Raw genomic sequence first — 25,020 nt, 5'->3', positions numbered from 1 at the left:
GCTTGCCCGCGATAGCGTCGGTTCAGACGACTACAAAGCTAATTTGCTCACCTCGCCATCCACCAACCGCCGGATCCCCAGCGGATTAGCGTTCTGCAACGCCTCGGGCAACAACGCATCCGGGTAATTCTGGAAGCACACCGGCCGCAGGAAGCGATCGATCGCCAGCGTACCCACCGACGTACCCCGCGAATCTGAAGTGGCCGGGTAAGGCCCGCCATGCACCATCGCCTCGCAGACCTCGACCCCCGTCGGATAACCATTGAGCAAAATCCGCCCGACCTTTTCCTGCAGCGCCTCCGCAAGCCAACGGTACTCCAGCAATTCCTCGGCCTCGCCAATCAACGTCGCCGTCAGTTGCCCGCGCAAACCGTGCAGCGCAGCCGCGAGCTGAGCCCGGTCTTCGACTTCGATGACGATGGTGGTCGGCCCGAACACCTCTTCCTGAAGCAGTTCTTCGCCCGTGAGCAGCAGGCTGACATCAGCCTTGAACACTTGCGGATGCGCCTGATTCCCCTGTTGCGGCTTGCCCGCCAGATGCGTCAGCCCCGGATGTTCGTGCAGCTCACCCAGGCCTTTGCTGTAGCTGACGAGCGCACCGGCATTGAGCATGGTTTGCGCCAGTTGCTGGTTCATGCTCGCGCAAAAGCTTTCCAGAAACAGGCTGAACTGCGGTGAACGCAAACCAATGACCAAACCTGGATTGGTGCAAAACTGCCCGCAACCCAGTGTCACCGAACCGGCCAGTTGCACAGCGATCTGCTCGCCGCGCACCTTGAGCGCTTCGGGCAGCAGGAACACCGGGTTGATACTCGACATCTCGGCAAACACCGGGATCGGCTGCGACCGGGTCGCCGCCATGTGACTCAAGGCATTGCCGCCCTTGAGCGAACCGGTGAAACCCACCGCCTGAATCGCCGGGTGCTTGACCAGCCATTCGCCGACGCCCCCGCCATAAATCATGTTGAACACGCCGGCCGGCATCTCGGTGCGCTCGGCGGCACGGATGATCGCGTCCGCGACCCACTCGGCCGTTGCCATGTGCCCGCTGTGAGCTTTGAACACCACCGGGCAACCGGCTGCCAGCGCCGAGGCGGTATCGCCACCGGCCGTTGAGAACGCTAACGGAAAGTTGCTGGCGCCGAACACCGCAACCGGCCCGAGGGCGATGCGGTACTGACGCAGATCCGGACGCGGCAACGGCTGGCGATCCGGCAGCGCCCGATCAATCCGCGCACCGTAGAAATCGCCGCGACGCAGAACCTTGGCGAACAAGCGCATCTGCCCGCTGGTGCGGGCGCGTTCACCCTGGATACGCCCGGCCGGCAACGCGGTTTCGCGACAGACTGTGGCGACGAAGTCATCGCCCAAGGCATCGATTTCATCGGCGATGGCATCGAGGAATGCCGCGCGTTTTTCCGCGCTCAGATTGCGGTAGATCGGGTAGGCAGCGGCTGCGGATTTCGCGGCGATATCCACTTCGGCTTCAGTGGCCTGGAAGAAGGTGCCGGGCAGCGGCTCGCCGGTAGTCGCGTCGAGGCTTTGCAGCTGCACCGTACCGTTGGCGCTGCGACGACCGCCGATGTAGTTGTGTCCAAGTGGCAATGTCATGAGGGATTCCTTGACCGGCCAACAGCGCCGGAGGTTAAAGACTTAAAGCGCGCGTACCTGACCGATGGCCAACGGCTGGGCGCTTTCGCCGATGCCGTTTTCCAGCGGCGCGCCGAACTCATCGAGGCTGATCTGGAAGCGATCGCCCGGCTGGGTTTTCACCCCGTCGGCAAACGACAGCGTGGCGGTGCCGAAGTAATGCACGTGAACATCGCCGGGACGCAAAAACTGCGCGTATTTGAAGTGATGGAATTCGAGGTTGGCGAGGCTGTGGCACATGTTGTCTTCGCCGCTGAGAAATTCCTTTTCCCAAAGCGTTTCGCCGTTGCGAATGATGCGGCTGGTGCCAGCCAGATGCCGGGGCAATTCACCGACGCGCAGCTCCGGCCCGTAGGCGCAGAAGCGCAGTTTCGAATGGGCGAGGTAGAGGTAATTGCGCCGCTCCATCACATGGTCGGAGAACTCGTTGCCCAAGGCATAACCGACCCGGTAAGGCTGGCCGTCGTCGCCGATCACGTAGAGGCCGGTGAGCTCCGGTTCTTCACCGGCGTCCTCGGCAAATGGCGGTACAGGGAAGTCTGCGCCGGGACGCACAACGATGCTGCCATCGCCCTTGTAGAACCATTCCGGCTGCGCACCGACCTGACCAGCCGCCGGTTTCCCGCCCTCCAGGCCCCATTTGAAAATGCGCATGGTGTCGGTCATGCCGGCTTCGACCGCGCCGTCCTGCTGGTGCATTTTGTCCCGTGCCGAAGCGCTGCCCAAGTGGGTCAGGCCGGTGCCGCTGATCAGGCAATGCGCCGGGTCTTCGTGATCCAGTGGCGGCAGGACATTACCCTGCTGCAACAACTGAGCGTAATCCGGGCCGGGCTCGGTGCCGCACCGGGCGACTTCTTCCTGCAGGCTGCGTTGCGCGCGGATCGCGGCAAGGGCCAGTTCACGGGTGCTGCGGGTGCCTTTGAGCACCTGGACCTGTGCGCCCTCGACGAGGCCCACCTGGCGTTCACCGGCAGTGTTTTCAAATTGAATCAGGCGCATGACGGCCCTCCAGAGATTCGTGAATTTGTGGCACCACAGGGTCACTCGATGATGTTGAAGTCGCTCAGGTACTCATCGGAGATTTCCAGGCCCAGGCCCGGTTTGTTGTCGTCGAGCTGGATGTAGCCGTTGACCGGTTGCGGCTCGCCCTTGAACACGTAGTAGAAGAGTTCGTTGCCGACTTCGACGTCGAACACCGGGAAGAACTCGGCCATCGGCGAGGCGGTGGTGGACATGGTCAGGTGGTAGTTATGCATCTGCCCGGCATGAGGAATGACCGGCACCGACCAGGCTTCGGCCATGGCGTTGATCTTGCGCGCGGCGGTGATGCCGCCGACGCGATTGGTGTCGTACTGAATCACGTCGACAGCGCGGCGTTCCAGCAGGTCTTTGAAGCCGTAGGAGGTGAACTCATGCTCGCCGCCGGAGATCGGCATGATCCCCATTTTTTTCAGTTCGATGTAGCCTTCGATGTCGTCGGCGATCACCGGTTCTTCGAGCCAGCGCGGTTCGAACTCGGCGAGTTTGGGCAACATGCGACGGGCGTATTCCAGGGTCCAGCCCATGTAGCACTCGAGCATGATGTCGATGTCGGGGCCAGCCAGGTTACGCAGCGCCCGCACTTGCTCGATGTTCTTGCGCATGCCCGCCGGGCCGTCTTTCGGGCCGTAGCCGAAACGCATTTTCAGCGCGGTGAAACCCTGGTTCAGATAGCCCTGGGCTTCTTCGAGGAACAGGTCGAGGTTGTCATTGGCATAGAGTTTGGAGGCGTAGGTCCAGATCTTTTCCTTGGTCCGGCCGCCGAGCAACTTGAACACCGGCTTGTTCACGGCTTTGCCCATGATGTCCCAAATCGCGATGTCGATCGCCGAGATCGCCGCCATGCCGATGCCTTTACGGCCCCAGGCGTGGCTCTGGCGGTACATCTTTTGCCAGATGTATTCGTTGTCGAACGGGTCTTCGCCAATCGCGATCGGCGCCAGGTAGGTGTCGATGATCTCCTTGGCCACACGCGGCGCCAGGGCGCAGTTACCGATGCCGACAAGACCGGTGTCGGTCTCGACTTCCACCACCAGCCAGCCGTGAAAACGGAACGAGCCCATGGCATCGCCGCGCTCGAACAGGATGTCGCTGGCGTTGGTGCAGAAGTGCGCTTGAGGGGGGACGACTTTGCCTTTCCACTCGAAAACGCGGGTACGGATGGCTTTGATTTTCATGAATACAGTTCCTTGCGCTGCCGGTTTTTTGTAGTTGTCGGGTCGCTGCGCGGGGCCGCTTGAGTGGCCGGCCCGGGCATTCGATGGAGCGACTTTAGCCAGCGCTCGGGGGCTGCGGATAATCACTTATGCGTATCCGGCGATAACCTGGGGTGATCGCATAAACCGATTTGTAGGTAGATAGGGTTATCAGGCATCACACAAAAAAATGTGGGAGCGAGCTTGCTCGCGATAGCGGTCCGACAGTCACCGCACGGTGTCTGGACTGGCGCCATCGCGAGCAAGCCCGCTCCCACAGAGGTATTGCGTTGTATCAGTAGTTGTTGACGCCCATCCGGCACGCAATCTCGAACGCTTGCCGAATCGCCCCGACATTCGCCTTGCCCTGCCCCGCGATATCAAACGCGGTGCCATGCGCCGGCGTGGTAATCGGAATCGGCAAGCCACCCTGCACCGTCACCCCGCGAGAGAAGCCCATCAACTTGATCGCGATCTGCCCCTGGTCGTGATACATCGTGACCACCGCGTCAAAGGCACTGGCGTCGCCCTGAACCTTGAGGAAGATCGTGTCAGCCGGATATGGGCCTTCGGCCGCAATGCCCAACGCCTGAGCCGAGCGCACGGCCGGGCCGATGATGTCCAGTTCTTCGCGACCGAACGAGCCGTTGTCGCCGTTATGCGGGTTCAGTCCACACACACCAATGCGCGGTTTTTCCAGGCCATTGCGTTTGAGCGCGGTGTCGATCAGCTGGATCGCTTCAATCACCCGCGTCTGGTTGAGCATGCCTGGTACCTCGGCCAGCGCCACGTGGGAGGTCACACGCGAGGTCCAGAGGTTGTCGAGCACGTTGAATTCGCAAAACGGCCCGTGGAAATCCAGCAGCTCGGCGAACCAGTGCAGCTCATCGCTGTGGGCCATGCCGGCCATGTGCAGCGAAGTCTTGTTCAGCGGCCCGAACAGCACCGCGTCGGTAATACCGGCCTCGGTCAGGCGCAGGGCTTTTTCCAGGGTATCGAGGCTGTAGCGACCGCCGATGACGCTGGCTTCACTGCGGGGAAATTCACCAATCGTGTCGCCGCGGAAGTCATAGAACAGCGGCGTGTCATCACGAAAATCCAGCTGATCCAGCGACTCGACGCGCCGGTAAGGAAACGCCACCCCGGCGATGCGCATGCCGCGGCGCATTTCCGCTTCGTCGGCGATCAGTATCACATTGGCCTGGCTGCGCACTTCGGGTTCACCGAGCAGACGTGCAATCAGTTCCGGGCCGATACCTGCCGGGTCACCCAGGACCATCGCGATGGTTGTCTTGTTCATGCTTCACTCCTCAAGGGTTCAGGCCATGTCCGGTCAATGGCGCAAGGCTCGCAGCGATAAACCCGCTGCGCGTTGCTGTAGAAAAGACGCTCCTGATCGGCGCTGGGCAGATCAGCAACGATGGATTTGAAACCGCTGTAGATGTCGTCGAATGAGCCGCACAGGCTGTCCACGGGGAAGTTGCTGGCGAACATCGCCCGATCAGTGCCGAACATGGCAATCACTTCACGCACGATCCAGGCGTTGTCTGTGGCGCGCCACGCCTGGCCCCTTTGGCCCAGGCCGGAAATCTTCACCTGCACGTTCGGCCACTCGGCCAGCCGCGCCATCGCCAAACGCCAACCCGCCAGGCCTTCGGCACTGCGGTCATTGGGCAACCCGGCGTGGTTGAGGATGATCGTCGTGCCCGGAAAGTCCCGGGCCAGCCGTTCGGCTTCGTGCAGGTTCCACCACGGTGCCTGCAAATCGAAATGCAGCCCCAACCCTTCGAGCGCGGCGAAACTGCGCCGCCAATATTCGTCGCTCATCAGGCTGCGAACGTGGCCAACCTGCGCAGGCGAAGTCGGTCCGCCAGGTTTGTGCCGCACGCTGCGCACACACTTGAAACTGGCTTGCTCGGCCAGTACCGCGATGGCGTCCGGGTGGTCGAGCCAGGCTTGCGCGACGACCGCATTCGGTACGCCGTATCGGGCGGCCAGCCCCTCGATAAAAAGGGTTTCGCCAATCGGGTCTTGCGGGTCCCATTCGGTCTCGACGTACACCGTTTGCACCACGCGATGCAGGCCGACGTCAGCGAAATAGTCGTCAGGAAAATAGCGGCGCTTGATCGCGCTGTAATCACCATAACGAAACGGGATGTTGGCTTCGGGCGCCAGCCACGGATGGTCATTGATCGACGGGTCCCAGAAGTGATGATGGGCATCAATGATCGGGCCGTTCCACAACTCACCCATGGCGCACCTCGTCGAGGCTGATGAACAACGTCGCTAGAACAAACACTGCCGAGCACACCGCAAAGAACCCCAGCACCGGCGCAAAACCACCGGTCATTTGCAGAATCACCCCGACCAGAATCGGCACTGCGATGCCGCCGGTGCTGCCGGCCATGTTCATCACGCCGCCGATCAAACCGACCCGCGCCGGGGCCGCCAGCAACGCCGGGAAGCTCCAGTAGAGGCTGCCCCACATCAGAAAAAATGCGGTCATGGCCAACAACGCCACGGCCGCAAAAGGATTACTCAGGGTTGGCAGCAACAGGAACGCGCCGAGGGCTACCAGCCCGGAAAACGCCAGCAGGCTCTTGACCGCCACGCCACGGCTGACGCCTTTGCGGATCAGTCCGTCGCAAAGGAAACCACCCGTCAACGAGCCCAACGCGCCGCACACGAAGATCACAAACGTCGCCGCGCCAATGCCCTTGATATCGAAGCCGCGAGCCTGCGCCAGATAACTCGGCCCCCAGGTCAGCAGCCCGAAATACACCATCGCCCAACTGGCGCGACCGATCAGCAAACCGCTCAAGGATCGTGCCGCGATGCCCAAGCCTTTGACCGGCACACGCGCGGCTTCGGCAGCGGGCGTCGCGCGCCCGGCATTAATCTTTTCCAGTTCTTCAGCATTCACTTGCGGGTGACTGGCCGGGTCATCACGCAGATAACGCCGCGCCAGCCAGGCCAGCACCAGCGTCGCGATACCGGCGATCACGAACGCCAGACGCCACGAATCCAGCGAGGCAATCAGGTAGGCAATGATCAACCCGCCCAACGCCACGCCCAACGGGCTGCCGCTGTCCATCAGCACCGCGCCACGGCTGCGCTCGCTCGGTGCCAGCCACAGGGAAATCAACTTGCCGCCAGACGGAAACAACGGTGCCTCTGCCGCCCCGAGTGCGACCCGGGCGAACAACAATGACAACCCTCCGGTCGCAAACGCCGCCAGCACCTGAAACGTACCCCACAACCCGGTGGACCAACTGATGACCCGGTGCGGCCCGAAGCGATCGATCATCCAGCCGCCGGGAATTTGCAACAGCGCATAGGCCCAGAAGAAGCTGCTGAGGATCATCCCTTGCAGGCTCGGCGACAGGGAAAATTCATGGGCGATGGTCGGCATCGCGATGGACAGCGAGACCCGGTCGATCAGGTTGACCATGGTCAACGCAAAGATGATCGCGAAGATCCGCCAGCGCACGCTGCTGGCTTTGGTCGTGCCGGTCAGCGGTGTTGCCGCTGGCTGGGCAACTGCGCCAGGCAGATGCAGGGAAGCACTGGAACGAGCCATGGTGCGTACCTCGTTTTATTATTGTTGTGGATGGCAACTTTGCCGCTTCAGGGCGGCGCTGGTGAGCACTATCGAAGGCTGCGTGATAACCGTCTAATCAAAACTTGAAATAAGGCGATAGCCTCGAGTTATGGCATGCCCTGCTTTCACGGCGCTTTCAACGTAGGAGGCAAGCCCCGGTTTTTCTCGCAAATGGCTCTGGCGCAAAGCGTTGAGCGATAACGGCGATTTTGGCTGCCATGACCTATAACCGCAGGCTATCGGTGTATGTATTGTTTTGACTAGACGCGGGCTCCGAGGCTTCACACACTCACTCCAGGCTTGCAGCTTTGACAAGTCACTCATAACAACTACAAAAACGAGGCCCTTCCATGCGAAATGCATTCGTCCGTCGCACATCCCGTCTGTTTCTTGGCTGCACACTGGTTGCCGCCGGCGCCCTCCCCGCACTGGCCAGCGCCGCCTGGCAACCGGACAAGAACGTCGAAATCGTCGTCGCTGGCGGCCCCGGTGGCGGCACTGACCAGCTCGGTCGGCTGATCCAGTCGATCATCACCACCCATAAATTCCTCGACGTGAATACCATCGTCCTCAACAAGGGCGGCGGCAACGGCGCCGAAGCCTTTCTCGACCTGAAGATGAACAAGGGCGATCCGGAAAAACTGGTGATCGGCACCAACAACATCTACCTGTTGCCGCTGGTGTCCAAGCTCGGCTATCAATGGCAGGAACTCACCCCCGTCGCCGCCGTGGCCGAGGATGACTTCATCCTCTGGAGCTATAAAGACGCGCCGTGGAAGGACGCCAAAAGCTTCTACGAAGCGGTCAAGGCTGACCCGTCGAACCTGCGCATGGGCGGCAGTCAGTCCAAGGATGTCGACCAGACGTTAACCCTGCTGCTGAACCAGACCACCAACAGCAAACTGGTGTACATCCCGTTCAAGAGCGGCAGTGAAGCCGCGACCCAACTGGCCGGCAAACACATCGCCGCCAACGTCAACAACCCCAGCGAAAGCATCAGCCAATGGCGCGGTGATCAGGTCGAACCGCTCTGTGTGTTCAGTAAAGAGCGCATGAGCTACACCGAGAAAGTCGCCGGCGAAAAATCCTGGGCCGACGTTCCAACTTGCCACGAACAGGGGCTGGGCATCGATCAATACCGCTTCCCGCGCACCGTGTTCATGCCCGGCGAAGTCACCGCTGAACAGCGGGCGTTCTATGTCGAGCTGATGCGCAAAGTCACCGAGACTCCGGAGTTCAAGGCCTACGTCAAACAGAACGCGCTGGTGCCGACCTTCCTCGAAGGCGAGCCGCTGACCGCCTACATCGAGAAAGACACCGCCCGGGTCACGCCGGTGTTCAAAGATGCCGGCTGGCTGAAAAACTGAGTTGTCCACGGCCGTCCGCCCTGCGCACGGCCGTCACCTCTGGAGGTGCTTTGATGTCCCATTCTTCGGATTCACCAGCGCTGGTCGGTACCCGCTGGGTCGAACTCGGCCTGGCACTGTTCACCACGCTGATTGGCGCGGTGGTGATGTTCGGCAGTCTCGAACAAGGTATCGGCTGGGGCGATTCCGGCCCCGAGCCGGGTTACTTCCCCTTCTACATCGGCCTGATGTTGAGCGCCGCCAGCGTGGCCAATGGCGTGTTGACCGTGGTGCGCTGGCACGCCCTGAGCATTTCATTCGTCAGCCGCAGTGCATTCAAGCAAGTGTTGTCGGTGTTCATCCCGATTGCGCTATTCGTCGGTGCGATGCCGTTCACCGGCATCTACGTGGCCTCGGCCTGTTTCATCGCCTGGTTCATGTGGCGTGACAAGGTCCGCGCCAAGCCTTACGGCAAACTGATGATTGGCAGCGTGTCCCTTGGCGCGGTACTCGCCAGCTACCTGATTTTCGCGTTGTGGTTCAAAGTCCCGCTGGATGCCGGCCCGATGGGCGACTGGATTGCCCTGGCCGGGAGATCTTTCAAATGAGCGAATTCGATTCCCTGCTGCAAGGCATGAACCTGATCCTGACCCCGGGCCACATCGGCCTGATGGTGATCGGCGTGCTGCTGGGCATTCTGGTCGGCGTGTTGCCCGGCCTCGGCGCCCCTAATGGCGTGGCGTTGCTGCTGCCGCTGACGTTCACCATGTCGCCGGTGTCGGCGATCATTCTGCTGTCGTGCATGTATTGGGGCGCACTGTTCGGCGGTTCGATCACCTCGATTCTGTTCAATATTCCCGGTGAGCCCTCATCGGTGGCGACCACCTTTGACGGTTACCCGATGGCCCGCGAAGGTCGCGCCGCCGAAGCCCTGACCGCCGCGTTCAGCTCGGCGCTGATCGGCGCGTTGGCCGGGGTGTTGTTGCTGACGTTCCTGTCGACAAAGATCGCCGCGTTTGCCATGTCGTTCAGCTCGCCGGAGTTCTTCGCGGTATACCTGTTGGCGTTCTGCACCTTCATCGGCATGAGCAAGAACCCGCCGCTGAAAACCGTGGTCGCCATGATGATCGGCTTCGCCATGGCCGCCGTCGGCATGGACACTGTGTCCGGCAACCTGCGCCTGACCTTCGACCAGCCAATCCTGATGACCGGCATCAGTTTCGAAGTGGCAGTGATCGGCCTGTTCGGTATCGGCGAAATCCTCTGCACCGTCGAGGAAGGCCTGGTGTTTCGCGGCGAGCATGCGCGCATCACGCCGATGGTCATCCTGCGCACCTGGGCCAAGTTGCCGCGCTACTGGTGGACGATTGTGCGCAGCACGTTGGTCGGTTGCTGGATGGGCATCACGCCCGGCGGGCCAACGGCGGCGTCGTTCATGAGCTACAGCCTGGCGCGGCGTTTCTCGAAGAACCGCGAGAACTTCGGCAAGGGTGAACTCGAAGGCGTGATCGCCCCCGAAACTGCTGACCACGCTGCCGGCACCAGTGCCCTGCTGCCGATGTTGACGCTGGGCATTCCAGGGTCGGCGACGGCAGCGGTGATGCTCGGCGGTTTGATGATCTGGGGTCTGCACCCTGGCCCGACGCTGTTCGTCGAGCAGCATGATTTCGTCTGGGGCCTGATCGCCAGCATGTACTTGGGCAACGTCGTCAGTCTGATCGTGGTGTTGGCCACCGTGCCGCTGTTCGCTTCGATCCTGCGGATTCCGTTCTCGATCATTGCACCGATCATCATCATGGTCTGCGCCATCGGCGCCTACTCGGTGCACAACTCGTTCTTCGACGTGGTGCTGATGCTGGGCTTCGGCGCGCTGGGTTATCTGTTCAAGAAACTCGGTTACCCGATCGCCCCGCTGGTACTGGCTGCGGTGTTGGGGGACAAGGCTGAAGACGCATTCCGTCAGTCGATGCTGTTCTCCGACGGGCACCTGGGGATCTTCTGGTCCAACCCATTGGTGGGAAGCCTGACCACGGCGGCGCTGCTGATGCTGTTCTGGCCGTTGATTTCCAAGGCGCTGCAAACCCTGATGGGCCTGCGCAAACCCCACATCGCCAAGCCAAAATCGGTGCTGTGACACAGCAATGCTGGCAACGCCTGACATTTGTTGTCAGGCTTGCCGCAGTCCTTTTTGCGAGCATGGCCCATGACCCGAATTCCTGAAGCCAACGTGATCCACAGCCGACTGCGTCTTCGCCAACTGCGGCTGATGCTGGCGTTGCAGGAATTCGGCTCATTGCGCCGCGCCGCCGACCACATCGGCATGACCCAACCGGCGGCGACCAAGATGCTGCACGAGGCCGAGGACCTGCTCGGCGTAGAGCTCTTCGAACGCCTGCCTCGGGGCATGCGCTCTACCCCCTTCGGGGAAACCGTCATCTACTACGCGCGCATGGTGTTTGCCGAACTCAGCGGCATGCGGGAAGAACTGGTCGCGCTGGAATCCGGCAACCTTGGCCGGGTCGCGGTCGGTGCGATTCCGGCGCTGGCTTCGGGGCTGTTGACCCGCACCATCGCGACCTTGAAACAGAGCCATCCACGCTTGTCGATGAGCATCCAGGTCGATACCAGCGACGTGCTGGTGCAAGCACTTCTGCAGGATCAACTGGATATCGTATTGGGTCGGATTCCGGCAGGTGCCCGGGCCGAAGAATTGCTCTTCGACAGCCTCGGCGAAGAAGCTTTGTGCGTGATTGCCGGCGCGCAAAACCCACTGGCGCAGGAGACGCAGCTGAGCTGGGCGGAATTGCAGAACATGACCTGGGTACTGCAACAACATCCAAGCCCGATGCGCGCGATCATCAATCAGGTGTTTCACAACGCGCGGGTCGACATTCCCAGCAGCATCGTTGAAACCACCTCGATCATGACCCTGCTCTCGTTGGTGCAGCAGACCGACATGCTCGGTGTTACACCGGTGTCGGTGGTCGAGGATTATCCTGGCCGTGATTTGCTGGCGGTTTTGCCGATCAAGTTCGAAGCGCGGTTGCCGCCGTTCGGGCTGATCACTCGGCGTCATCGTATTCAATCGTCGGCGATGCAGGCGTTCATGAATTCGGTGCGGGCCGAGCATGCGCTGGCCAAATAAAAACGGCCCGGAGCAATGCTCCAGGCCATTTTTTTATGCTGCCTTACGGAATACGAATACCAATCCAATGATGATCAGCAACATGCCCAGCATGCTCAACGCCGCCAGCCGGTTGCCGAAAATCAGGTAGTCCATGACCGCCGTCACCGCCGGCACCAGGTAAAACAGACTGGTGACATTGACCAGGTTGCCCCGTGCAATCAGCCGATACAGCAGCAACGTCGCCAGCACCGACACCACCAATCCCATCCACAACACCGGCACGATGAAACCGGTGCTGTGTTCGAAATGAAAGGGTTGGAACGGCACGAAGACTCCGCAGAGCAACAGCCCCGCCAGGTACTGCACTGGCAGCGTGCCGAGTGGATTGTCGGTGATGCGCTTTTGCATGATCGAACCGAACGTCATGCTCGCCAGCGCCAGCAAACCGAAGAGCATACCGGCCAATGACATACCGGCCAGACCGATGCCTTGGTAAACCACCATGATCAACCCGGCCAAACCCAGTGCCAGACCAAACATTCTGCTGGCTGATCGCTGACGCTCCATGATCACCACGGTAAGAATGGGCTGCACGCCCATGATCGTGGCCATGACGCCGGGTGTGACCTTCAGGTCCAGGGCCAGCAGATAGAAAATCTGATAAGCCCCCAGCAACACCACGCCCGTGGCCATCGCATACAGCATCGGCTTGCCGCCCTTGGGCAGCTTCAACTTGAGCAACGGCACCAGCAGCACCAATCCGCAGATTGCGATAGCGAAGCGAATCAACAGAAAAGCAAAGGGGGACGCATGGGCCAGGCCCCATTTGGAGAAGATCGCCCCGCTGCTCCACAGCAAAACGAACAGGCTCGTGGACGCCGCCGCGAGCGCGGTTTTTTTCGAAAGGACAAACATGAATACCACCTGTAGTCAGGCAAAAAAAGCCAACTCAGCCGAAGCTGAAATTCAGTAGTTTTTCAGGCGTGAGCTTTTTCAGACGGGCATGAGAACAGCAAAAAGAAGCTGATCAGCCCGAGAAGCCAACGCCTGGCGGTGATACGACTGCGCACACCGGCGTGCTACTGACAGGTGGGAGGGTAATGACTGATCTGCGCAGGCTGCTGATTCCCGCACGGCACGACGCCAGCGTTGACCGCTGAATCGACTACCGCGTTGATGAGGGAAGCTGGCATGGGCTGATCTTTTTTGAGGGCCGTGCTGGGGAAAGCAGGCGAGCGCCGACTATAACCAGCCCGCGACATAGATTGCAATGACTTGGTCAAAGGGCCAGTAACGACAGCTGCCACGCCGCAATCTACCTTGGAAAGAAATGCAAACGCCCGCTATGAGGGACATGGAATGCACGAGATCACATGCCAAGGGAACGGACGCATCTTCGGTATCAGTTGTATCGGTCGAGGGCTAGAACGCTTGCTGCTACCAGCGCTGCTCAGTTGCAACATGAACTGGAACTGGCAGGCCCAACGGACATTGATCTATCACTAGTGCGGTTTGACGCCATCAATGCACAGGCGCTGGCTGCTTGCGAGCGCTGGAAGGTGCAATTTCTGTTTATAAACGACTCGACTTCAACGAAGACGCTGAAGGTCGACTTGTCAAAACTGTGGAGAGCCTAGTAACGTGAAAACTGTTCAATTAATGACCGATGACGGAGAAAACATGCACGGAGTCATCAGAAATCCCCGCATAAAAAAACGTTCCTCTGCCCAGGAAAACAAGACTGTTAAAGTAGAACTGACGGCCAGTCAGCGGCGCATTTTGCAGGTCCTTGCGACGGGCATCGAAGGCGAACCTGACGTACTCGCCGGGCGACCATAACTTCGGCGAAAAAAAACCGCTCCAATGAGCGGTTTTTCATTTCTTGTCCGGAATCACCCAAACAACCAATACCCCAACAACGTCAATATCACCACCGCCAGCACCGGTCGCAACACCCGGTAGGCCTTGGGATTACGACGCTTCCACCGCTTGACCACACCGCTGAACTTGTCGCTGGAGTTCTTGCTCCAGGCGTAAGCCTGGTTAATCCCGCCAACACGTTCATCATCAAGATTCTGCGGTGCAGTGGCGCGCCCCAAAAAGCTGCTGATCCCGCGGTTGATGCGGGTCATCAGGCGGTTGCTCAGCGGTCGTTCGATGTCGCAGAACAGGATGACCCGAGTCTTGTCGGTTTCATTCTTGACCCAATGCACATAGGTTTCGTCGAACATCACGTCTTCGCCATCGCGCCAGGAGTAAACCTGACCGTCGACGAAGATCCGGCAATCGTCGGAGTTCGGCGTTGACAGCCCCAAGTGATAACGCAGGGAACCGCCGAACGGATCACGGTGCGGGTTGAGATGGCTGCCGCCTGGCAGCAACGCGAACATGGCGCCTTTGACGTTGGGAATGCTGCTGAGCAGTGCCACGGTTTTCGGGCACAGGGCTTCGGCCGATGGCAGTGGTTTGTCGTACCACTTGAGGTAAAAACGCTTCCAGCCTTTCTTGAAGAACGAACCGAAGCCGGCGTCGTTGTTCTTTTCGGCGGCGCGGATGTAACCCTCGTCGAACAAATGCATCGCTTCGTCGCGGATGACTTCCCAGTTGTCCTTGAGCACATCCAGTTCCGGGAACTTGCTGCGGTCAAGATAGGGTTTGGATGGCACGCTGGAGAACAGGTACATCAAGGCGTTATAGGGCGCGAACAAAGCCGAGTGGTTGACGAACTGACGCAAGACCGGCAAACGTGCCTTGCCGCGCAAATGCACATAGAGAGTGCTGCAGAAGAACAGCAACAAAAGCGACGCCTTCGCGGCAAGGGAAACGGTCATCAACGACTCCTTGATAGTAGACAACGTTGCACAACGCCATTTACCCGACGTGGCAGTCAGCCATGATAAACACTACCGGCCTCGGGAAGAACCCGTGTATCTCAACATTCAGTGTTAAGGATTGCGCAATAAAGCACTTCTTAACATAAAGTTCCTGAACGGGGGCTGACCTGAGTCACCCCCTCCCACTGGATGAAAAATCGCAACACCTATTGCAGATTCTCCTGCTCGGTAAACAGATCACTGAATAGCATGCTCGACAGGTAGCGTTCACCGGAGTCCGGCAGGATCACCACGATGGTCTTGCCCTGCATTTCCGGGGTTTCCGCCAGGCGGACGGCCACCGCCATGGCGGCGCCGCAGGAAATGCCGCTCAAAATCCCTTCTTCCTGCATCAGGCGCAGGGCCATGGCCTTGGATTCTTCATCGCTGACCAACTCAACCCGATCGACCATCGACAGATCAAGATTCTTCGGCACAAAACCGGCACCAATACCCTGAATCTTGTGAGGGCTCGGCTTGATTTCTTCACCGGCCATTGCCTGGGTGATGACGGGCGACACCACTGGCTCCACCGCCACCGAAATAATCGGTTTGCCCTGGGTATTCTTGATATACCGCGAAACTCCGGTAATGGTTCCACCCGTTCCGACGCCTGCCACCAGTACATCGACTGCACCATCGGTGTCGTTCCAGATTTCCGGACCGGTCGTTTTTTCGTGGATGGCGGGGTTCGCCGGGTTCTCAAACTGCGACGGCATGAAGTAGGCAGCCGGATCGCTGGCGACAATTTCAGCTGCCTTTTCGATCGCTCCTTTCATGCCCTTGGCCGGTTCGGTCAGTACCAGTTCGGCCCCCAAAGCCTTGAGCACTTTGCGTCGCTCGATACTCATGGACGCCGGCATGGTCAGCATCAGCTTGTAACCGCGAGCCGCCGCAACGAACGCCAGGCCGATACCGGTATTGCCTGAGGTCGGTTCGACGATGGTCATGCCAGACTTGAGTTTGCCAGTGCTTTCGGCGTCCCAGATCATGTTTGCACCGATCCGGCACTTGACCGAGTAACCGGGGTTACGCCCTTCGATCTTGGCCAGGATGGTTACGCCGCGAGGGGCGATACGGTTGATCTGCACCAGCGGCGTATTACCGATGGAATGGGCGTTGTCAGCGTAGATACGGCTCATGGCTGGGTCCTTATACAGCGTTAAATTAGCTCTCCAAGGTATGCCTGTTGCCCTTGATCGTCCAGTCAGTCGAACGTCCTGTTACCGCAGCAGTCAATGGCTTTACAACGCCAGAGATTTGCCATCATGAAACGCAGATACAGTTGGCCCCTGTGGACCCTCGCCGGCCTTGTCGTGCTGCTGATTGTCCTGCACATCGCCCTGCCTTACATGGTGCGCGACTACCTGAATGACAAGCTGGCGAACATGGGCGATTACCGTGGCCAGATCACTGATGTGGACCTGGCCCTGTGGCGCGGTGCGTACAAAATCAACGGGCTGAAAATCGTCAAGGTCGAAGGCAAGGTCCCGGTGCCTTTCGTCAACGCGCCACTGATCGACCTTTCCGTCAGTTGGCACTCGCTCTGGTACGACCACGCCGTCGTGGCCGAGGTGAAGTTCTTCAAACCCGAGGTGAACTTCGTCGACGGCGGTGCCAACAAGCAAAACTCCCAGACCGGTCAGGGCACCGACTGGCGTGCGCAGTTGAGCAAACTGGCCCCCATTACCTTGAACGAAGTTCAGATCAGCGATGGCAAGATCAGTTTCCGCAACTTCAACTCCAAGCCCCCCGTGAACATGAACGCCTCTCAGGTCAACGCCAGCATTTACAACCTGACCAACGTGGTCGACACCAAAGGCAAACGCGACGCTCGCTTCGACGGCAAGGCGCTGCTGCTAGGGCACGCGCCACTGGAAACCACCGCCACCTTCGACCCTTTAAGCAACTTTGAAGAATTCGAGTTCCGCCTGCGGGCCAAAGACATCGAACTCAAACGCATGAACGACTTCGCCTCCGCCTATGGCAAGTTCGACTTCAATGCCGGTCACGGTGATGTGGTCATTGAAGCGCAGGCTAAAAAAGCTCAATTAACGGGTTACATCAAACCGCTGCTGAAGGACGTCGACGTGTTCAATTGGCAGCAGGACGTCGAGAACAAGGACAAAGGGATTTTCCGCTCCATTTGGGAGGCCATCGTCGGCGGCTCCGAAACAGTGCTGAAAAACCAGGGCAAGAACCAGTTTGCGACTCGCGTGCAACTGAGCGGCAATGTGCATCGCCGAGATATCAACGCATTCGAGGCTTTTTTGCAGATTTTACGCAACGGCTTCATCCAGGCCTTCAATGCCCAATACGAACGGCCCAAGCCGGACGCCGGTTAAGGCTTGCGTGTGACGGTATAGCGACCGCTTTCTTCGGCCGCCCGCGCCGGGTTCGATTGCTGCTGCAAGAAGTCCCAGCCTAGGCAGGCCAGTGCCAGCGATCGTGGAACGGCTTCACGACCACTGCTGTAACGCGTGATGCTGCGGGCACTGACCCCTAACGCTTCGGCCGCCTGATTGAGCGGCAGCCCGGTACGAGCGCGCCAGTCGATGAAGATCCGGGTGTTTTCGTCCGATGCGTTTTGTGCGAGCGCATCCAGATATAGAGTGTCTGCGCCGATCTGGATGTCCAGTTCGGGCCACTCAATGCTCCAGCCATCATCACCCACGGTTGCACCGTCGAAAGCACCAGCCTCCAGCAACGGCTGCAATCCTGGATAGGCGCGCAGGTCCCGACTCAAATCGAGGTTCAGTTGCTGACCGTCGACAAAGGTCAGCATAAGGCGGTGATCCGGCAACGCCTGCACGGCCGACAGCCGTGGTCGTTTCATGGGTAACATCGTTTCCAATCCTCCAGCAATTGCATCTGACGGGCAAGCTATCGCCAAAATGGCGATAGCTCAATACTGGCCAGCGGCCGAGACTGAGTCAAGATGTGACGCCCCATTCAGAGACTGAATAAGCCGTCTGCGTTCACAGTCGACCGGGCACCGCGTTATAGTCGGGTACTACAATTATTACGCCCCGCCCTGCTTCGTTCAGGTCGGCGTTACCGTTCGAGGATTAGCAGATGAAGTTCGAAGGCACCCAGGCCTACGTCGCCACCGATGACCTGAAGCTGGCGGTCAACGCCGCCATCACCCTGGAGCGTCCGCTGCTGGTCAAGGGCGAGCCGGGCACTGGTAAAACCATGCTCGCCGAGCAACTGGCCGAGTCCTTCGGCGCCAAATTGATCACCTGGCACATCAAGTCCACCACCAAGGCGCATCAAGGCCTGTACGAGTACGACGCGGTCAGCCGCCTGCGCGACTCGCAGCTGGGCACGGAAAAGGTCCACGACGTTCGCAACTACCTGAAGAAAGGCAAGCTCTGGGAAGCCTTCGAGTCCGAAGAGCGGGTGATCCTGCTGATCGACGAAATCGACAAGGCTGACATCGAGTTCCCGAACGACTTGCTGCAAGAACTCGACAAGATGGAGTTCTACGTTTACGAGATCGACGAGACCATCAAGGCCAAGAAACGCCCGATCATCATCATTACCTCCAACAACGAAAAAGAGCTGCCGGACGCCTTCCTGCGTCGCTGCTTCTTCCACTACATCGCCTTCCCGGATCGCACCACGATGCAACGGATCGTCGACGTGCACTACCCGAACATCAAGAAGGACCTGGTCAGCGAAGCGCTGGACGTTTTCTTCGACGTGCGCAAGGTACCGGGTCTGAAGAAGAAGCCATCGACCTCCGAACTGGTGGACTGGCTGAAGCTGCTGATGGCCGACAACATCGGCGAAGCGGTACTGCGCGAGCGTGATCCGACCAAGGCTATTCCGCCACTGGCAGGCGCTTTGGTGAAGAACGAACAGGACGTGCAATTGCTTGAACGTCTGGCGTTCATGAGCCGTCGCGGCACTCGCTGATCCCTCTGTTTAACAAGATAGAGGGCGATAGCCATGCTGCTTAACCTGTTCAATGAAATGCGCGCCGCCAAAGTGCCGGTCTCGGTACGGGAGCTGCTGGACCTGATCAACGCGCTGAAGCAGCGCGTGACCTTTGCCGACATGGACGAGTTTTATTACCTGTCCCGGGCGATTCTGGTGAAGGACGAAAAGCATTTCGACAAGTTCGACCGGGCGTTCGGTGCCTATTTCAACGGCCTGGAAAAACTCGACGACCACCTTCAGGCATTGATCCCGGAAGACTGGTTGCGCAAGGAGTTCGAGCGTTCGCTGACCGACGAAGAGCGGGCGGCGATCCAGTCCCTCGGCGGCCTGGACAAGCTGATCGAGGAGTTCAAGAAACGCCTCGAAGAACAGAAAGAACGTCATGCCGGCGGTAACAAGTGGATCGGCACCGGCGGCACCAGCCCGTTCGGCTCCGGCGGCTTCAACCCGGAAGGCATTCGGGTCGGCGATGCCGGCAAGCGTCAGGGCAAAGCGGTCAAGGTCTGGGATCAGCGCGAGTACAAGAACCTCGACGATTCGGTGGAGCTGGGCACGCGCAACATCAAGGTCGCCCTTCGCCGGCTGCGCAAATTCGCGCGCCAGGGTGCGGCGGAAGAGCTGGACATCGATGGCACCATCGACCACACCGCACGCGATGCCGGGCTGCTGAATATTCAGATGCGTCCGGAGCGGCGCAACACCATCAAGCTGTTGCTGCTGTTTGACATTGGCGGCTCGATGGACGCCCACGTGAAGATCTGCGAAGAGCTGTTCTCGGCCTGCAAGACCGAGTTCAAGCACTTGGAGTATTTCTACTTCCACAACTTCATTTATGAATCGGTGTGGAAGAACAACATGCGCCGCACGTCCGAGCGCACTTCGACCCAGGACCTGCTGCACAAATACGGTGCCGACTACAAAGTGATCTTCATCGGTGACGCCGCCATGGCGCCGTACGAAATCACCCAGGCCGGTGGCAGCGTCGAGCACTGGAACGAAGAAGCGGGTTATGTGTGGATGCAGCGGTTCATGGAGAAGTACAAGAAGGTCATCTGGATCAACCCGTATCCGAAAGATACGTGGGGCTATACGTCGTCGACCAACATCGTGCGGGACTTGATCAACGACCAGATGTACCCGCTGACGTTGCGGGGGCTTGAAGAAGGGATGCGGTTTCTTTCCAAATAAAAATCGTTGTTGTCTGTGATGCCGCCTTCGCGGGCAAGCCTCGCTCCTACAGGTTTCGGTGTTCGTGCGTTGTGCATTGACCCTGTAGGAGCGAGGCTTGCCCGCGATGCTTTTAGCGGTTCACAAACCGGCGCAGATACTCGACTTGCTCTCGATGCGCCACATCCTGCACCACCGGTTTCAACCGCACCTGCGTCCCCGGCAGACACTGCGCCAGCCGTGCCAGCGCCAACGGCGTCAACGCCCCCAATCGCGGATAACCACCAATGGTCTGCCGATCATTGAGCAACACAATCGGCTGCCCGTCCGGCGGCACCTGAACCGCACCCAGCGGGATGCCTTCGGAAATCATCGGCTTACCCTGATACTGCAACGCCGTTCCCAGCAAGCGGATGCCCATCCGGTCGGCACGGCTGTCGAGGGTCCAGACGCTGTTGAACGCGTCGAACGAACTCTGTCCACTGAACTCGCCGATCTGCGCACCGAGTACAAGGTCCAGCGGCGCGTTGAGTTTGAAATCCGGCACCTGTTCGCGCGCCAATTCCCGCAGCAGGAGCAGCGAGCTGCCCGAGTAGCTCAACTGCGCATCTTTGGCCAACGCCCGGCCCATGCCATCCAGCCCGCCGAGCTCCTCACGGACCACCGTTGCGCTGCTGCCCAACACCTTTGGCGCATCAAATCCGCCCGGGGCCGCCAAATAAGCCCGGGCCCCAAGCAGCGGCTGAGTGAATTGCAATTGCTGACCTTTGTTCAACCTGAAACTGCGCCACGGTGCCAACGCCTCGCCATCCACCTGCGCCCCCAGATCCGCCCCGGCCAACGCCAGCACGCAATCCTCTTCGGCAACGACAGTAAACCCGCCGAGGGTGATTTCAATCACCGGTGCATTCAGGCTATTGCCCAGCAACCAATTGGCCCATGACATCGATCGCCAATCCGCCGCCCCGCCCTGCGTCACGCCCAGATGCCGCACGCCGAAACGGCCAGCGTCCTGCAACAGGCACAGCGGTGTACTCGCTTCTATTGATAGACGGCTCATGCCTGCGCCTCCAATGGCGTGTCATCACCGCCCAGATTGATGAATTCAGCATGGCTGACGGCTTCGAAGCGCACTGTGTCGCCTGGTTGCATCAGGCTGTAGCCGTCGCGTTCGCGGTCGAACAATTTGGTCGGGGTGCGGCCGATCAGATTCCAGCCACCGGGAGACACCACCGGGTAAGCGGCCGTTTGGCGTTCGGCGATGCCGACGCTGCCCGCAGCCACCTTTTTACGCGGGGTATTCAAACGCGGCGCCGCCAGCGCTTCTTCCACCAACCCCATAAAGGCGAAACCCGGCGCGAAACCCAAGGCGAACACCTGATATTCGCGCTCGCTGTGGCGGCGGATCACTTCATCCACGGCCAATCCGCTGCGCTGGGATAACAGGCTCAACTCCGGGCCAACGCTCAAGTCATACCAGACCGGCAATACATGACATTTTCCGCGGGTGCAGGCGTTGGGCGACAGATCGATCAAGGCTTCAGCGATCAGCTCCCGAGCCTGGGCCGGACTCAGTGCGGTCAGATCGTAATGCACCATCAATGTCGTATAAGACGGCACCAGATCGATCAGATGCCCGGCAAACGCAGCACGCAGACTTTCACTGGCGGCGAGCATCCACGGCATGTTCGCTTCGGCTATCTCATCGAACAGGCGCACCATCAAGCAATCCAGCGCCACCACTTCTACCCGGATTTTCATGGCGCGCTCTGCTGATTAAGTGCTTCGCGAATACGCCGCACCGCAGCTACCGAACTGGCGTTGTCGCCGTGTACGCAGAGGGTGTTGGCCTGCAAGTGCAAGGCACTGCCATCGCTGGCCGTGAGGTTGCCGCCGCGGGCAATGGTCAGTGCCTGCTCGATGATTGTTTCGGGATCGTGATGCACCGCGCCCGGCAGTTGCCGCGAAACCAGCATGCCCGCGCTGTCGTAAGCGCGATCGGCAAAGGCTTCGAACCACAGGGTCACGCCGTATTCATCGCCCAACTGCTGGGCTGCGCTGTTGTCGCGAGTGGCCATCAACATCAGCGGTAACTCACGATCATAGGACGCCACAGCCTGAAGCACCGCGCGCAATTGCGCCGGGTTGGCCATCATGTCGTTGTACATCGCTCCGTGTGGCTTGACGTAACTCACCCGCCCGCCCTGAGCCCGGCAAATGCCGTCGAGGGCGCCGATCTGGTAATGCACAATGTCCTGAAGTTCCTGGGCGGTGTAGGCCATGGAACGGCGGCCGAAGCCGACCAGATCCTGATACGCCGGATGAGCACCGATCTGAACCCCGTTGCTCAGGGCCAGGCTGACAGTCTTGCGCATGATGCTCGGGTCGCCGGCATGGAAGCCGCAGGCGATGTTGGCGCAATCGATGAAGGGCATGACCTCGGCGTCCAGACCCATGGTCCAGTTGCCGAAACTCTCGCCGATGTCGCAGTTCAATAGCAGGCGGCTCACGGTGAACACTCCTGTAAGTTTTATTCTTTTCTATCTGTACGGCATTTGCCCGCAGATTATCAATTACTCGGCTTCAAGTTGCTTGCCACGGGTTTCCGGCAGGCTCAGGGCCGCAAGGATCACCACCCCGTAGGACACCGCCGCAAAAGCACCGATTCCCACGCTCAATGGCACCTTCTGACTCATCAAGCCGATCAACAGCGGGAACAATGCCGCCAGCGCCCGGCCGATGTTGTAGCAAAAGCCCTGACCCGAACCGCGAATCCGCGTTGGAAACAGCTCGGTCAAAAACGCGCCCATGCCGCTGAAGATCCCCGAGGCGAAGAAGCCCAGAGGAAAGCCCAGCCAGAGCATCACGCCGTTGCTGACCGGCAATTGGGTGTAGAGCAGAACAATGGTGAACGAGCCGACCGCGAACAGAATGAAGTTCTTTTTACGCCCGAGGATGTCAGTCAAATACGCGCTGATGACATAACCGACGTAGGAACCGACGATCACCATCGCCAGATAACCGCCCGTACCGAGTACGCTCAAACCGCGTTCGTTCTTCAGAAAGGTCGGCAACCAGGAGGTGATCGCGTAGTAACCGCCCAGAGCACCGGTGGTCAGCACCGAGGCGCGAATCGTGGTGAAAAGGATGCCGGGAGCGAAGATCTCGTAGAATTTTGCCGGATTGCTGGGTTCTTGCTTAGCCTTGGCTTCGCGATAGATTTCCGGGTCCTTGACCAGCCGGCGGACGAAGATCACAAAAATCGCCGGCACGATGCCAAGGATGAACAGTGCGCGCCAGGCGTCTTCCGGCGGTAGAACCGAGAACAGCAGCGCATACAAGATCGCCGTCAGTCCCCAACCCAATGCCCAGCCGGATTGCACCATGCCAACAGCCTTGCCACGGTCCTTGGCGCGAATCACTTCACCCATCAGCACCGCGCCAGCGGTCCATTCACCGCCGAAACCGAAGCCCATCAGCGTGCGGCTGATCAGCAGTTGCTCGTAGTTCTGGGCGAAGCCGCAGAGGAAGGTGAAGAAGGCGAACCACAGAACGGTCAGTTGCAAAGTGCGTACGCGACCGATGCGGTCGGACAAAATCCCTGCCACCCAACCGCCGATGGCTGAGGCGATGAGGGTGCTGGTGTGAATCAACCCGGCCTCGCCGGTGGTGATGCCCCACATCGCAATCAGGGTCGGCACCACGAAGCTGAGCATCTGGGTGTCCATGCCGTCCAGGCCATAGCCGATCTTGCAGCTCCAGAAGGTGCGGCGTTCCTGTTTGTTGATGTTGCGGTACCAGTCGAAAGGTCCCGGGCGAACCGTGGCTTTGGGGATGTCGAGCGTATCGGGCGCACTCATGGCAAATCTCCGCGCTAATTTTTATTGGTATTGTTCTGAGCCCCGACGACGCCTATCGTGGGAACCGGATGGCCTGATTTTTGGGCGCTTTACCCTGTGACGTCCAACTAATAAAAACCCGCTTTAGACATAAGAAAAACTTGTCCCTATGAACCTGAAGTTTCTCGAGACCTTTGTCTGGGTCGCCCGACTCAAGAGTTTTCGCCTGACGGCAGACAAGCTCTTCACCACCCAGGCGTCGATTTCCAGCCGCATTGCCGTGCTCGAAGGCGAGCTCGGGGTGAAGCTGTTCCTGCGCGATTCACGTGGCGTGAGCCTGACACCTGAAGGTTTGAAAGTGCTCGAGTACGCCGAGCAAATGATGGACACCATGCAATCCCTCAAGCAGTCGATCGAAACCCGTTCGAGCAAGGTCGGACGGGTTCGCATCGGCGTGATGGACACGGTCATCCATACCTGGTTGAGCCCGTTGGTGGCGAAAATGATGGATCACTATCCGCTGGTGGAAATCGAGTTGGTGGCCGATACCGCTCTCAACCTCTGCGATCAGCTGCAAAAAGGCTTTCTCGATCTGATCCTGCAAACTGACCTGTTGCGTCAGGAAAGCGTGCGCAGCCTTGAGCTGGCCAGTCACCCGATGGGCTGGATCGTTGCCAGCAATTCGATCTACAACCGCGAGTATTCCGGCATCGCCGATCTGGCGCGCGAGCGCATCATTACTTACTCGAAAAACTCACACCCGCATCAGGACATTTTGAGTTTGATGCAGGCCAATGGCGTCATGGCACCACGGCTCAACTGCGTGAACTCGGTATCGGCGATCACCCGGTTGCTGCGCGACGGTTTCGGTATTGGCGCGCTGCCGCCGGTGCTGGTGGCCGAAGAGCTGGCGCGGGGGGAATTGACCTTGCTGGCCATCGATCAACGGCCACCGAATTTGCAGGTGGTGGTGTCGTGGCGGGTTGGCGTGGAGTGGGTCGAAGAGATTGTTTCGTTATGTCAGCAGGTGCTGGACGGGTATGCGAAGAAGGTGGGTGAGAACTACATCGTCCTCGCGCGATAACCTTAATGTAGCAGCTGGCAAAGCCTGCGTTCGGCTGCGAAGCAGTCGTCAATCCAGCCAGCTCGGTTTACCTGAAACACCGCGGTGCCTGATTTCGCGACTGCTTCGCAGCCGAACGCAGGCTTCGCCAGCTGCTACAGGTCGGTGGCGCTCA

At 59.5% G+C, this 25,020-nt stretch carries 23 protein-coding genes; 9 read left to right on the top strand and 14 right to left on the bottom strand.

Features of this window, described 5'->3' with window-relative positions; genetic code table 11:
* Nucleotides 1-30: 30 nt before the first annotated feature.
* From ABH912_RS28480 to ABH912_RS28455, 6 genes are all read right to left on the bottom strand, one after another.
* Nucleotides 31-1,611 (bottom strand): aldehyde dehydrogenase (NADP(+)), encoded by a 1,581-nt coding sequence (locus ABH912_RS28480; RefSeq protein WP_429512247.1) that lies wholly within the window; start codon nt 1,609-1,611, stop codon nt 31-33.
* A gap of 42 nt (nt 1,612-1,653) precedes the next feature.
* Nucleotides 1,654-2,649 carry an AraD1 family protein gene (araD1, locus tag ABH912_RS28475; RefSeq protein ID WP_429512245.1) on the bottom strand — a complete coding sequence of 332 codons (996 nt, stop codon included), beginning with the start codon at nt 2,647-2,649 and terminating at the stop codon, nt 1,654-1,656.
* A gap of 41 nt (nt 2,650-2,690) precedes the next feature.
* Nucleotides 2,691-3,866 (bottom strand): L-rhamnonate dehydratase, encoded by a 1,176-nt coding sequence (locus ABH912_RS28470; RefSeq protein ID WP_140677315.1) that lies wholly within the window; start codon nt 3,864-3,866, stop codon nt 2,691-2,693.
* Between the two features lie 313 nt (nt 3,867-4,179).
* Nucleotides 4,180-5,184 carry a 4-hydroxythreonine-4-phosphate dehydrogenase PdxA gene (locus ABH912_RS28465; RefSeq protein ID WP_429512243.1) on the bottom strand — a complete coding sequence of 335 codons (1,005 nt, stop codon included), beginning with the start codon at nt 5,182-5,184 and terminating at the stop codon, nt 4,180-4,182.
* Nucleotides 5,181-6,137 (bottom strand): amidohydrolase family protein, encoded by a 957-nt coding sequence (locus tag ABH912_RS28460; RefSeq protein ID WP_429512241.1) that lies wholly within the window; start codon nt 6,135-6,137, stop codon nt 5,181-5,183. Before ABH912_RS28460 ends, ABH912_RS28465 begins: the two co-directional genes overlap by 4 nt.
* Nucleotides 6,130-7,464, bottom strand: coding sequence for an MFS transporter (locus ABH912_RS28455; protein WP_429512240.1), 1,335 nt, complete (start codon nt 7,462-7,464; stop codon nt 6,130-6,132). Before ABH912_RS28455 ends, ABH912_RS28460 begins: the two co-directional genes overlap by 8 nt.
* Nucleotides 7,465-7,835: 371 nt before the next feature.
* Here ABH912_RS28455 and ABH912_RS28450 point away from each other — a divergent pair, with 371 nt between their 5' ends.
* The 4 genes from ABH912_RS28450 to ABH912_RS28435 all read left to right on the top strand — a co-directional run bounded on the left by ABH912_RS28450 (nt 7,836) and on the right by ABH912_RS28435 (nt 11,976).
* Nucleotides 7,836-8,852 (top strand): Bug family tripartite tricarboxylate transporter substrate binding protein, encoded by a 1,017-nt coding sequence (locus tag ABH912_RS28450; protein WP_429512239.1) that lies wholly within the window; start codon nt 7,836-7,838, stop codon nt 8,850-8,852.
* A gap of 53 nt (nt 8,853-8,905) precedes the next feature.
* Complete coding sequence (locus ABH912_RS28445; RefSeq protein ID WP_429512238.1) at nt 8,906-9,439, top strand: tripartite tricarboxylate transporter TctB family protein; 534 nt, start codon at nt 8,906-8,908, stop codon at nt 9,437-9,439.
* Nucleotides 9,436-10,965, top strand: a complete 1,530-nt coding sequence (locus tag ABH912_RS28440; protein WP_033056148.1) for a tripartite tricarboxylate transporter permease — start codon at nt 9,436-9,438, stop codon at nt 10,963-10,965. The genes ABH912_RS28445 and ABH912_RS28440 overlap by 4 nt, the downstream gene beginning before the upstream one ends.
* A gap of 69 nt (nt 10,966-11,034) precedes the next feature.
* A complete protein-coding gene (locus ABH912_RS28435) occupies nt 11,035-11,976 on the top strand; it encodes a LysR family transcriptional regulator (RefSeq protein ID WP_033056149.1) in 942 nt (313 codons plus the stop codon).
* A gap of 33 nt (nt 11,977-12,009) precedes the next feature.
* On the opposite strand, the gene ABH912_RS28430 is transcribed toward ABH912_RS28435, so the two are convergent.
* Nucleotides 12,010-12,873, bottom strand: coding sequence for a DMT family transporter (locus ABH912_RS28430; protein ID WP_429512236.1), 864 nt, complete (start codon nt 12,871-12,873; stop codon nt 12,010-12,012).
* Nucleotides 12,874-13,599: 726 nt separating this feature from the next.
* Here ABH912_RS28430 and ABH912_RS28425 point away from each other — a divergent pair.
* Nucleotides 13,600-13,797 carry a hypothetical protein gene (locus ABH912_RS28425; protein WP_156363910.1) on the top strand — a complete coding sequence of 66 codons (198 nt, stop codon included), beginning with the start codon at nt 13,600-13,602 and terminating at the stop codon, nt 13,795-13,797.
* 53 nt (nt 13,798-13,850) lie between these two features.
* Here ABH912_RS28425 and ABH912_RS28420 read toward each other — a convergent pair whose 3' ends face one another.
* Together ABH912_RS28420 and cysK are read right to left on the bottom strand one after the other, a co-directional pair.
* On the bottom strand, nt 13,851-14,789 hold the full coding sequence (locus ABH912_RS28420) for an aspartyl/asparaginyl beta-hydroxylase domain-containing protein (RefSeq protein ID WP_429512234.1): 939 nt from the start codon (nt 14,787-14,789) through the stop codon (nt 13,851-13,853).
* Between the two features lie 209 nt (nt 14,790-14,998).
* Nucleotides 14,999-15,973, bottom strand: coding sequence for a cysteine synthase A (gene cysK, locus ABH912_RS28415; RefSeq protein WP_033056153.1), 975 nt, complete (start codon nt 15,971-15,973; stop codon nt 14,999-15,001).
* A gap of 126 nt (nt 15,974-16,099) precedes the next feature.
* Here cysK and ABH912_RS28410 point away from each other — a divergent pair, with 126 nt between their 5' ends.
* Nucleotides 16,100-17,176 (top strand): DUF748 domain-containing protein, encoded by a 1,077-nt coding sequence (locus ABH912_RS28410; protein WP_429512232.1) that lies wholly within the window; start codon nt 16,100-16,102, stop codon nt 17,174-17,176.
* Here ABH912_RS28410 and ABH912_RS28405 read toward each other — a convergent pair.
* Entirely contained in the window at nt 17,173-17,676 is a 504-nt protein-coding gene (locus ABH912_RS28405; RefSeq protein ID WP_429512230.1) for a DUF2442 domain-containing protein, read from the bottom strand. The two genes, ABH912_RS28410 and ABH912_RS28405, sit on opposite strands and share 4 nt — an antisense overlap.
* Before the next feature lie 230 nt (nt 17,677-17,906).
* On the opposite strand from ABH912_RS28405, the gene ABH912_RS28400 reads away from it, so the two are divergent.
* On the top strand, nt 17,907-18,752 hold the full coding sequence (locus tag ABH912_RS28400) for an AAA family ATPase (protein WP_008153159.1): 846 nt from the start codon (nt 17,907-17,909) through the stop codon (nt 18,750-18,752).
* Nucleotides 18,753-18,785: 33 nt separating this feature from the next.
* Nucleotides 18,786-19,964: a vWA domain-containing protein gene (locus tag ABH912_RS28395; protein ID WP_033056157.1), complete on the top strand. Its 1,179-nt coding sequence runs from the start codon at nt 18,786-18,788 to the stop codon at nt 19,962-19,964.
* Between the two features lie 112 nt (nt 19,965-20,076).
* Here the strand turns inward: ABH912_RS28395 and ABH912_RS28390 are convergent, their stop codons facing one another.
* The 4 genes from ABH912_RS28390 to ABH912_RS28375 form a co-directional block, all read right to left on the bottom strand.
* On the bottom strand, nt 20,077-21,003 hold the full coding sequence (locus ABH912_RS28390) for a biotin-dependent carboxyltransferase family protein (RefSeq protein ID WP_429512228.1): 927 nt from the start codon (nt 21,001-21,003) through the stop codon (nt 20,077-20,079).
* Nucleotides 21,000-21,704, bottom strand: a complete 705-nt coding sequence (locus tag ABH912_RS28385; protein ID WP_429512226.1) for a 5-oxoprolinase subunit B family protein — start codon at nt 21,702-21,704, stop codon at nt 21,000-21,002. Before ABH912_RS28385 ends, ABH912_RS28390 begins: the two co-directional genes overlap by 4 nt.
* Entirely contained in the window at nt 21,701-22,453 is a 753-nt protein-coding gene (locus ABH912_RS28380; RefSeq protein ID WP_429512224.1) for a 5-oxoprolinase subunit PxpA, read from the bottom strand. The genes ABH912_RS28385 and ABH912_RS28380 overlap by 4 nt, the downstream gene beginning before the upstream one ends.
* A gap of 63 nt (nt 22,454-22,516) precedes the next feature.
* On the bottom strand, nt 22,517-23,803 hold the full coding sequence (locus tag ABH912_RS28375; RefSeq protein ID WP_033056162.1) for an MFS transporter: 1,287 nt from the start codon (nt 23,801-23,803) through the stop codon (nt 22,517-22,519).
* A 148-nt stretch (nt 23,804-23,951) separates the two neighbouring features.
* Between ABH912_RS28375 and ABH912_RS28370 the strand changes: the two genes are divergently transcribed.
* The gene (locus ABH912_RS28370; RefSeq protein ID WP_033056163.1) at nt 23,952-24,866 is read left to right on the top strand and encodes a LysR family transcriptional regulator; all 915 of its coding nucleotides are present in this window, start codon (nt 23,952-23,954) and stop codon (nt 24,864-24,866) included.
* Nucleotides 24,867-25,020: the final 154 nt, after the last annotated feature.

The sequence above is a fragment of the Pseudomonas sp. BT76 TE3572 genome, assembly GCF_050435365.1.
Classification (GTDB): Bacteria; Pseudomonadota; Gammaproteobacteria; order Pseudomonadales; family Pseudomonadaceae; genus Aquipseudomonas; species Aquipseudomonas fluorescens_W.
Note: the sequence above shows the minus strand (reverse complement) of the source record. Positions and strands in the feature narration are given on the sequence as shown.